The following is a 10,920-nucleotide window of genomic DNA, read 5'->3' as shown; positions in this document are numbered from 1 at the left end:
CGCTTGCGTACTCGCTGCGCCGCCTGAACACATAATTGGGCCCCATGCGGAGAATTCTCCGCCACCCGTTCGAACTCACTTTGTGTTTTTTGGTTCCCCGTGGGGTGAATCTTTTTTTCCCATGACGTTTTCAGGCCACGAATGGCCGGTCGAGCCATCGAAGCCGCAACCGATATTCGCCGTCGGCGGGCCGCCCGCTACGAGACCCGCAACGTCACGATCTGGAATGGCCGGAGCGCCAGCGTGACGGCATTGTCTTCGACGGCAATCGCCTCCAGGCGATCCTCCAGCGTGTTGCTCCGCATCACCGTGCGCACCGGAACGCCGAGCGCGATCCGCGACTCGCAGGCGCTGCCATGCGCTTCATAGAGACGCAGCAGCCAGCCTTCGCCGTCTTCCGCCGGCTTGATCGTGTCGATCACGACATGGCTCGGCTCCGCGACCGCCAATGGCCGCGCGAGGGTGTCGCTCGCGCCCCTGGTCCACAGCATGGGCCGGTTGAAGCGTAGCGCTTCACCGACCGTGCCGGCCCGCCGCCAGTCGCCGTCATGCGGATACAGCGCATAGCGCAAGCGATGTACGCCGATATCGGCGTCGCGATCCGGCGATTGCGTGCCGCGCAACAGGGTGAGGCTCATGGTCGATCCGAAGGTCGCATAGCCGTATCGGGAATCCGTCAGCAGCGAGACGCCGAAGCCGGGCTCCGACAGATCGGCCCAGCGATGGCCAGGGACTTCGTATTGCGCAAGGTCGGCATCGCTGTTGGCGTGGGTCGGACGCTCGACGGCGCCGGACATCGTCTCATAGGTGGCGCGCGGCGATTGCGGCGCGACCGGGAAGGCGACCTTGGCCAGGGTGCGGCGCTCGTGCCAGTCGATCTCGGTATCGAAGTCCAGGCGCTGGGCGCCGGCGTCGAGGCTGATCGTCTGAACGACACGGCTCTTGCCGCCGAGCCTTCGTTCGAAGCGGACGGCGACGCGCAGCGGGTCGCGCGAGACGATCTCGCAGCGTTCGGCGGGCGGCGTGACGCGGCCGGTCTCCAACGCGAAGGGATCGATGTCCCAGGCCTCGAAGGCCGTCGGGCGGTCGTCGAACAGGACAAAGCGGTTGGCCTCGCCGGACAGCATCTCGCGACCGGCCAGCATCAACGACACCACGCTGCCGCCGCGCGTGAGCGTGGCGCGCAGTTTGCTGTTTTCCAGGACAATGCCATCCGCCGTTTCGGTCAGCGACGCGCTTTCTCGCGTGTCTTCGATGCGGCCACTGGCGAAGGGCTCCGCGACAACCCGGCAGAGGGCGCCGTCGGGCGCGGTGACGATCTCGTCGCGGGCGAAGCCGATGGGGTTGAGCGGGACCATGCCTTCGCCGATGAGCGCCCGGTTCTGTGCCTCGACTTTGTCCGCCAGCTCGCCGAGCTCGCGGCGACTGCGGACATAGACCTCGCCGATGGAGCTGCCGGGGAGGATGTCGTGGAACTGGTTGGTGAGCAGCACGCGCCACAGGTCTTCGACTTCGGTGCGCGACGGTGTTTGCTTGCCCGCGAGCATCGCTCTCGTGCACAGATAGTCGAGATCCTGCAACCGGCCCTCGATCAGCCGGTTGAGCCGCTTGACCTCCGACTGGCTGGTGTAGGTGCCGCGGTGATATTCGAAATAGAGTTCGCCTTCGATGGTCGCGAAATCGCCGGCGTCGCGCGCCAGACGGTCGAAGAATTCGTTCGGATCGCGGGTTTCGCTGCGCGGGACGCCGAGCAGGTCGGCGGTGCGGCGCAGGCTTTCGATCATCGTCGCATCCGGCCCGCCGCCGCCGTCGCCATAGCCGAACAGATAGAGCGCCTCCGTGGTGCGATCGGCATCTTTGTAATTGGCGGCGTGGTAGCGCAGCTCTTCCACCGTCGCCATGCCGTTATAGGTGTCGGCCGGCGGGAAATGGGTCAGCACGGCGCTGCCGTCGATGCCGCGCCAGTGAAAGCTGTGATGCGGCGGCGCGGTGAAGCGGTTCCAGGAGAGCTTCTGCGTGAGGAAGCGGTCCATGCCGGCTTCGCGCATCAGCTGCGGCAATTGCCCGGCATAGCCGAAGACGTCGGGATTCCAGAACACCCGCGCCCGCGCCCCGAACGTCCGCTCGAAATAGCGCTGGCCGTAGAGGAATTGCCGGCACATGGCTTCGCCGCTGGGCAGGTTGCAATCGGGCTCGACCCAGCTGCCGCCGATCGGAATCCATTGTCCGCTTGCGACCTTCGCCCGGATGCGGGCGAAGAGCGCGGGATTGTCCTCTTCGATCATCACGTATTGCGCCGCCTGCGAACAAGCGAATTTGAATTCGGGATACGCGTCCATCAGGGCCAATACATTGGCGAAGCTGCGCTGGCATTTGCGCCGCGTCTCCTCGATCGGCCACAGCCAGGCGGTGTCGATATGCGCGTGCCCGATGGCCGACAGGGCGTGGACCACGCTGCCATTCGTCGCGCCGAGCAGGGCGCTGAGGATCGCGCGACCGGCCGGCCAGGTCGCGCGATCCTCCGGATCGAGCACGTTGCAGACCCGGTTGAGATCGTGGAGCAGCCTGCCGGCCCAGGTCGTGTCCAGTGCCGGACGCACGAGCTTGGGAGCCACGCCGCCCGTCGAGCGCGGCGTCTGGGCCGGTTCGCGGTCGGCCTCGAGCTGGCGCAGCACGTCGAAATCGTGGAACAGCGACCACGCCTCGGGATCGAGGCGGCGAAGCTCGCAGGCCTCAAGCCGATACGGCATGGCGGGCGGATGGCCGGCTTCCGCGGCGCCGAAGGCCCGGTTGCAAGCGATCTCGACATAGAACGTAAGCGTCTCGCCGCCCGTGGCCGCGTCGACCAGTCGCGCCGTGTTGCGCCCGGGGTTCAGGCCCTGCAGCGAACGGCCGCCCTGCCAGAGCATGGCCTCGGACTTCGAATCCCAATAGAGCTCGACCTGCGCATCGCGCCATGCCTCCGGAACCTGCGCCGTCACCCGCGCCCAATAGGTCGCCCAGAGCGGGCCGAGCGGCTCGCCAAGCGCGATGTTGCGATAGGTCAATTCGGTCGCTTCTTCGAAAGAGATACGGTCCGTCGGTCCAGCCAGCTCGATGTTCTGGACCGGTGCGCGAGCGGGGTGGATGGTGCGCTGCAGCCGCCGTGCAAACTGCGCCAGGCGGGTGCGGGTATAGCCGGCATAGCGGCCGCGGATGCGCTGGAATTCGGTCGGGACTTCGTCGTTCATGGCTGGACCTTAAGACAATTCGGCGCGTGGTTGACAGGCTTGGCCGGCAGACACTTCTATCGGCCGGCATGACGGACGCTGCCGCACCGACCGGGACGCTCGCTGCCGCGCTGGCCCACGCCGCGCGGCTGCTGGACAGCAACCCCGCCGCCGCGGCCGAGCAGGCCCGCGAAATCCTCGAGGCCGTGCCCGGCCATCCGCAGGCGCTGCTCTGCCTGGGCGCGGCGCAGCGGCGGCAGGGCGACCTCGCCGCAGCGCTTGCGACGCTCGAAGCGCTCGCCGCCGCGCAGCCGCGCGCGGCGTCCGTCTGGCTCGAGCTCGGGCTCGTCCGCGCCGCGCAGGGCGAAGGACGCGATGCCGTCACGGCGTTGCGGAAAGCCACGAGGCTCAACCCGGACTTCGCCGAGGCCTGGTCGGCGCTCGGCGAGCAACATGCCCTGCTGGGCGACGATGCCGCCGCGGCCGATGCCACGGCGCGGCAGCTGCGCAGCGCGACCAAGGATCCCAAGCTCCTGGAAGCCGCCGGGGCGTTGTGCGACGGCAAGCTCGCGGTCGCCGAACGGTTGCTGCGCGATTTCCTCAAAGCCGATCCGAACAGTATCGCGGCGCTGCGCATGCTGGCCGAGGTCGGGGCGCGGCTGGGTCGCTATGGCGATGCCGAGATCCTGCTGGCGCGGTGCCTCGAGCTGGCGCCCGGCTTTGTCGCGGCGCGGCACAACTATGCCGTCGTCCTGCACCGTCAGAACAAGTCGCTCGACGCCATCGCGCAGATCGAGATCCTGCAACGCAGCGATCCGCGCAATCCCGCCTATCGTGCGCTGAAGGGCGCGGCCTATGGCCAGATCGGCGAGTATGCGCAGGCCATTGCGGCTTACGAAGACGTGCTCAAGGGGTTTCCCAATCAGCCCAAGGTGTGGATGAGCTACGGCCATGCGCTCAAGGCGGTCGGGCGGCAGGCCGACTCCGTCGCGGCCTATCGCAAGTCCATCGCGCTGGCGCCGACGCTCGGCGAGGCGTGGTGGAGCCTCGCCAATCTCAAGACCGTGCGCTTCGGCCGTGACGACGAAGAGGCAATGCGGGCCGGCCTCGCGCGTGACACGCTGGACGGCGAGGACCGCTATCATCTCGATTTCGCGCTCGGCAAGGCGCTGGAGGACGACGGCCGCTATGCAGAAGCCTTCGCGCATTACGCAGCCGGCAATGCGCTGCGGCGTAAATCCGTCGTCTATGACGCCGAGGAAACCTCCGATCATGTGCGCCGTTCGCGGGCCGTTTTCACGCCTGGCTTCTTTGCCGGGCGTGCGGGGCAGGGCGATCCGGCGCCCGATCCGATCTTCATTGTCGGCCTGCCGCGCGCCGGCTCGACGCTGGTCGAACAGATCCTGGCGACCCACAGCCAGGTGGAAGGCACGATGGAGCTGCCGGACATCATCGCCATCGCGCGGCGGCTCTCCGGCCGCAAGGCGCGCAGCCAAGCTTCGAACTATCCCGAGATGCTGGCCGACCTGACGGCAGAGCAGCGTGCCGAACTCGGCGCCGAATATCTCGAACGCACCCGCGTGCAGCGCAAGACGGATCGGCCGTTCTTCATCGACAAGATGCCGAACAATTTCGCGCATGCCGGACTGATCCATCTGATCCTGCCCAAGGCCAAGATCGTCGACGCGCGGCGCCATCCGCTGGGCTGCTGCTTCTCCGCCTTCAAGCAGCACTTCGCGCGCGGCCAGGCGTTCAGCTACGACCTCATCGAGCTGGGGCGCTATTACGCCGACTACGTCGCGCTGATGACCCATATGGACGCCGTCCTGCCCGGCCGCATCCACCGCGTTCTCTACGAGACCATGGTCGACGATCCCGAAGGCGAAGTGCGCCGGCTGCTGGCGTATTGCGGTCTGCCGTTCGAAGCCGGCTGCCTGCAATTTCACCAGAATGACCGTGCCGTGCGCACTGCGAGTTCCGAACAGGTCCGCCGCCCGATCTCCCGCGAGGGCGTCAATCAATGGCGGCATTTCGGGCCTTGGCTTGGTCCGCTGGAGACTGCCCTGGGCCCGGTGTTGCAGGATTACCCGCAGTCGCCGCCGATCTGACGCGGTGCAGCATTTTTCGCGTGCCGCTCCGGCCGCGGCCATTGACGGCTCAACGGCCGGCGCTTCAACTTATGACAGATGTGAGACCGGGGTTCTGCCCGCGTTCGGGGGCGACATCTGTTGTTGGGGGGACATACTCGCGATGCGGGGTCATTCGATTTTGACCAAGGGCCGTCCGGCGCTTTGGCAGCTGCTTCTCACCACCACCATGTTGACCGGCGTCGCCGTGCCGGCGCTTGCCGCGGACGCGGACACCGGCGGCGGCATCGAGACCGTGGTGGTCACGGCCGAGAAGCGCAGCGAAGACCTCCAGAAGGTGCCGCTGAGCATCCAGGCGCTGCCGACCGAGAAGCTGCAGCAGCTTCAGATCACCGACTTCGCCCAATACGCGCGCTATCTGCCGAGCGTCACCTATACGGTGGGCGGCGCGGGCGCGGGCAATGGCGGACCGGGTTTCGCCAACGTCTCGATGCGCGGCGTCTCGAGCGGCGGCGACGGCAACCATTCCGGCTCGCTGCCGACCGTCGGCGTCTATCTCGACGAGCAGCCGATCACGACGATCGGCGGCTCGCTCGACGTGCATGTCTACGATATCGCGCGCGTCGAATCGCTGTCGGGTCCGCAAGGCACGCTGTACGGCGCGAGCTCGGAAGCCGGCACGCTGCGCATCATCACCAACAAGCCGGATTTCACCGGCACCTATGGCGGCTTCGACGCCGGGGTGGACACCGTCGATCACGGCGGCATCGGCTACGAGGCCGAGGGCTTCGTCAACCTGCCGCTGACCGACAAGATCGCGATCCGCCTCGTCGCCTATGACGAGCACGACGCGGGCTATATCGACAACATCCCCGGTTCGCGCACCTTCCCGACCTCCGGCATCACCGTCACCAACGCGGCGGTCGTGCGCAACGACTTCAACGTCTCCGACACCGCCGGCGGGCGCCTCGAGGCGGAGATCGATCTCGACAACAACTGGACGCTCTCCCCGTCGCTCATCGTCCAGCGCACCAACAGCAGCGGCCTGTTCGGCTACGACGCGAGCCTCGGCGATCTGAAGGTGCAGCAGTTCTTCCCCGATTTCGCGCATGACAGCTGGTACCAGGCGGCGCTGACGGTGCAGGGCAAGATCAGCAACCTCGATGTCGTCTATTCGGGCGGCTATATGGAACGCAACATCAACGCGGCGTCGGACTACACCGACTATTCGTTCTTCTACGACACGCTGCACGGCTACGGCGCCTATACCGTCGACAACCACAACAACCTCATCGACCCGCAGCAGTACATCCTGGAGAAGGACCACTTCACCAAGCTCAGCCAGGAAGTGCGCGTGTCGTCGCCGCAGGAAGGCCCCTTTCGCTGGCTGGGCGGGCTGTTCTTCGAGCGCCAGACGCACCACATCCTGCAGAACTACACGGTCGCCGGCTTGTCGGACGAGAACGCCGATCCGGGCGTGCCGCAGATGTCGGTGCCGGGTTGGCCGGGAACGCTCTGGCTCACCAACCAGCAGCGCGAGGACATCGACGTCGCGGCGTTCGGCCAGGTGTCGTATGATGTGACGCCGGACATCACGCTGACGGCGGGTGGACGCGTGTTCTATGCGGCGAACTCGCTGCAGGGCTTCTTCGGCTTCAGTTCGGACTACTCGTCGCACACCGGTGTTGCCGGCTGTCTGGGCCGGCCGCCGATCGTGCCGAACACGCCTTGCACGGATTTGAACGCGTCGGTTTACGAGAGCGGCTTCACGCACAAGCTGAATGCCACCTGGCGCATCGACGACGACCGGATGGTCTATGCGACATGGTCGACCGGCTTCCGGCCTGGCGGCGTCAATCGCCGTGCCACCGTCCCGAACTATCAGCCGGACCGGCTGACGAACTACGAGATCGGCGCCAAGACCGGGTGGTTCGACAACACGCTGCACGTCAACGTCGCGGCCTATATCGAGGACTGGAACCGCTTCCAGTTCTCGTTCCTCGGCCAGAACGCGTTCACCGAAATCCACAATGCCGGCAACGCCCGCATCTACGGCGCGGAAGGCGATTTCGTCTGGCAGCCGGTCGAAGGGTTGTCGCTCTCGGGCGCCGGCACCTATACCGATGCGCACCTGACGACCGACTATTGCGGGCCGGTGGTCGGCGGCGTGATCATCAATCAGTGTCCCGGTCCGGTGGATCCCTGGCAGCCGGACGCGCCAAAAGGCACGCAGCTTCCGGGAACCCCGAAGTTCAAGGCAAACATGATCGCGCGCTACGAATTCCCTTTCCAGGGATTGCTGGCGCATGTGCAGGGCGGACTCGTCTATCAGAGCACGAGCTGGGCCGACCTGCGCCTCAACGCGGCCGATCCGACGTCCGGCGACCCGTTGTCGATGCCGGTGCCGGTGCGCTCGGTGCTGGGTCCGCTCAAGGCGTTCACCACGGCGGACTTCTCGTTCGGCGCGGAGACGGATCACTGGGGCGTCGATCTCACGATCGCCAACGCGTTCGACGAGCGCGAGCAGTTGTACCGTTCGGCGCAGTGCACGGTGCAGACCTGCGAAGGCACGCTGTACACGGCGACCGACCAGCCGCGCACCTTCGGGATCCGGGTCACGCACAAGATCGACTAAGCCCCGATTTCCTTACCTTGGCGTAAGCGAAGGCCGGCAAATTTCGCTGGCCTCCCCGCGCGTGCTCGCCGACACTGCGCTGACAAAAAATCGGGAGACGCAGCATGAAGGACTTCGCGGGCAAGATCGCCGTCATAACGGGCGGCGGCACGGGCATGGGGCGCGAGCTGGCGATCCAGCTGGCCTCCGAGGGCTGCACGGTCGCGATGTGCGACGTGATCGCCGAGAACATGGCGGAGACCCAGCGCCTCGCCCTGGCGCAGGCACCGCAAGGCACCAGGGTGATCGGCACGGTGGCCGACGTCGCCATCGAGGACCAGGTCAACAGCTGGGCCCAGACGGTGCGGCGCGAGCTCGACACCGACAAGATCCACCTGTTGATCAACAATGCCGGCATCGGCGGCGGCGGCTCGATCGTCAACGGCGACCGCGGCCAGTGGGAGAAGACCTTCAACGTCTGCTGGGGCGGCGTCTATCACGGCGTGCGCGCCTTCCTGCCGCTGCTGATGAAGGCGAGCGAAGGCCATATCGTCAACACCTCCTCGGTCAACGGATTCTGGGCCTCGATCGGCCCGGGACGGCCCCACACCGCCTATTCGGCCGCGAAGTTCGCGGTGAAGGGCTTCACCGAAGCGCTGATCACCGACCTCGCCGTGAACGCGCCGCACATCAAATGCTCGGTCGTGATGCCGGGCCATATCGGCACCGAGATCGTGACCAATTCGCGCAAGATCCTCTCCGGCGGAGGGCCGGGCGACCTTGCCGGGGCGCGCGGCATGCTGGCGGCGCAGGGGATCAACGTCGCGGCGCTGAGCGACGCGCAGGTGCTGCAGTTCGTCCAGGCGGCCGGCGATGGCTTCCGCGACAGCGCGCCGACGAGCGCGGCGCAAGCGGCCAAGATCATCCTCGACGGCGTGCGCGAAGACCGCTGGCGCATCCTGGTGGGCAAGGATGCGCAATTCCTCGACGAAAAGGTCCGCGCCGCGCCGGAGACTGCTTATGCGCCGGAGTTCTACGAAGCCCTGGTCAAGGGGACGGAGTGGCGGATTTAGCAGGCTGCAGCATTTGAGCGTGGCCCTCGCCCTTCCAGGCTCAGGGCGAGGGCCATCGAGGCACAGCGCATGAACGCGGATCCAGGCACAAACCTCATCCTGAGCTCGTCGAAGGATGGACGGCAGGCACAGCCCCTCCGCAAAATGTCATCCCGGCCGAGCGGAGCGAGAGCCGGGACCCATCGAGACACTTGCGCAATGGGTCCGTCCGTACGCTGTCGCTACGGACCGGTGCGATGCTGACGCATCGCTTGGCCGGGATGACAGGCGTGATTCAAACGGATCACGACGGACTCTGATCCAGCGGCTCTTCGAGATAGCGCCGCCGCACATGGCGCTTCAGCGCGGCGGCGGAGAGCTTTTCGCCGGTGGCGGCGATGACGATGTCGTCGAAGCTCTTCAGACTCGCTTGCTCATGGATGCGGGGGCGCACCCAGGCGAAATAGGGCTTGAAGTCTCCCATTTCCAGCGCCGGCAGGATCGCCGGATCGTCGGCGCAGGCCCGCTCGAACAACTGCGCCCCCAGCGCTTCGCCCAGCGCGTAGTTCGGGAAATAGCCGAACAGCGCCGCCGCCCAGTGGATGTCCTGCAGGCAGCCCTTGGCGTGATTGGGCGGCACGCGGCCGAACAGTTTCCCGAACATCTCGTTCCAGGCGCCCGGGATGTCGTCGACGGCGAGATCGCCGCCGAGCAGCGCCTTCTCCAACCGGTAGCGCAGGATCACATGCAGGGGATAGGAGATCTCGTCCGCGTTGACGCGGATATAGTCGTCGTCGACGCGGCGGAAGAAGTTCAGCACATTCGCCGGCTGCCACGGCGCCGGGTCGCCGCCGAGATATTCGTGCAGCAAGGGCGCCAGGAAGCGCAGGAATTCCTTGCTCCGTCCCGCCATCATCTCCAGCATCAGCGACTGGCTCTCATGCGCCGAGGCGCCGCGCGCGAAGCCGACCGGCGAGAAGGCAAGCTTGCGCGGCAGGTTCAGCTCGTACATCGAATGGCCGGCTTCATGCAGCGTCGCCGCCACCGAATAGCGGAACTTGTCCTCGCTGTAGCGCGTGGTGAAGCGCACATCGCCCGGCGAATGCGGCATCGAGAAGGGATGCGGCGCCTCGTCGATCCGGCTGGTCTCCGGCGAATGGCCGACGATCCGCGCCAGCCTCTCCGACAGCGCCTTCTGCTTCGGGACCGAGAAGTCGCCGCCGAAGTCGAGTACCGCCGGCCACCTTGCCTGGCGTTCGCGAACCTCTGCGAGGAGGCCGGGCAGATCGGCTGCGAGATCGTCGAAGATCGGATCGATCACCGCACCGGTCAGGCCGGGGTCCTGCTCGTCCATCATCGCGTCGTAAGGGGCGAGGCCCAGCTTGGCGCCTTTCGCCGCCGCCACCTCCTTGTGGATCGCCATCAGCGTCTTGAACCCCGGCGCGAAGAGCGAGAAATCGCTGTTCGCCTTGGCCTCCAGCCAGGCCGCCTGCAGCGCCTGCGACACCCGTGCGCGTTCGACCACCAGATCCTTGGGCACCGCGGCGCGGTGGACCCAGAGCCGGCGCATCTCCGCCAGATTGGCGCGATCGGCGTCGTCGAGGACATTGGCGTAGGCCTGCGCCTCGTCGAGCAGGGCGCCGACCTCCGGCGTGCCGGTCAGGTCGGAAGTGACCTCCGCCAGCGCGCCGCGCTGTTCGCCGCGCGCCCAGCTGCCGCCCTTGGGCATGTTGGTCTGGGCATCCCAGTCGATCAGCGCCTCGATGCTGGCGAGCTTGGACGACAGCGCGAATTTCGCGGCGGCGCGCGCGTAAGGATCGGCCTGCGACGGCGATGGCGGCATGATGACCTCGGATGGACCCCGAGGCGGAGAGTAGAGCGGATTCTCGCCGGGCGAAATCTCAAACTCCGTTGTCATCCCCGTCGAGCGCGAGGGACGGGGATGACAAGTTGAGCGA

Annotated in this window: 5 protein-coding genes; 3 read left to right on the top strand and 2 right to left on the bottom strand. The window is 66.6% G+C overall.

Annotated elements, in window-relative coordinates:
- Positions 1-197: 197 nt before the first annotated feature.
- Positions 198-3,230: a glycoside hydrolase family 38 C-terminal domain-containing protein gene (locus tag WDM91_13255; GenBank protein ID MEI9995557.1), complete on the bottom strand. Its 3,033-nt coding sequence runs from the start codon at positions 3,228-3,230 to the stop codon at positions 198-200.
- Between the two features lie 26 nt (positions 3,231-3,256).
- On the opposite strand from WDM91_13255, the gene WDM91_13250 reads away from it, so the two are divergent.
- The 3 genes from WDM91_13250 (at position 3,257) to WDM91_13240 (ending at position 8,983) form a co-directional block, all read left to right on the top strand.
- Complete coding sequence (locus WDM91_13250) at positions 3,257-5,317, top strand: sulfotransferase (protein MEI9995556.1); 2,061 nt, start codon at positions 3,257-3,259, stop codon at positions 5,315-5,317.
- A gap of 160 nt (positions 5,318-5,477) precedes the next feature.
- Positions 5,478-7,931, top strand: a complete 2,454-nt coding sequence (locus WDM91_13245; protein ID MEI9995555.1) for a TonB-dependent receptor — start codon at positions 5,478-5,480, stop codon at positions 7,929-7,931.
- Between the two features lie 104 nt (positions 7,932-8,035).
- The gene (locus WDM91_13240) at positions 8,036-8,983 is read left to right on the top strand and encodes an SDR family NAD(P)-dependent oxidoreductase (protein ID MEI9995554.1); all 948 of its coding nucleotides are present in this window, start codon (positions 8,036-8,038) and stop codon (positions 8,981-8,983) included.
- A gap of 283 nt (positions 8,984-9,266) precedes the next feature.
- Here WDM91_13240 and WDM91_13235 read toward each other — a convergent pair whose 3' ends face one another.
- Positions 9,267-10,805, bottom strand: coding sequence for a carboxypeptidase M32 (locus WDM91_13235; protein ID MEI9995553.1), 1,539 nt, complete (start codon positions 10,803-10,805; stop codon positions 9,267-9,269).
- Positions 10,806-10,920: the final 115 nt, after the last annotated feature.

Origin of the sequence: Rhizomicrobium sp. (genome assembly GCA_037200385.1) — a bacterium.
In the GTDB taxonomy this organism is placed as follows: domain Bacteria; phylum Pseudomonadota; class Alphaproteobacteria; order Micropepsales; family Micropepsaceae; genus Rhizomicrobium.
The sequence above is the reverse complement of the archived record's forward strand: the minus strand, read 5'-3'. Positions and strand labels throughout refer to the sequence as shown.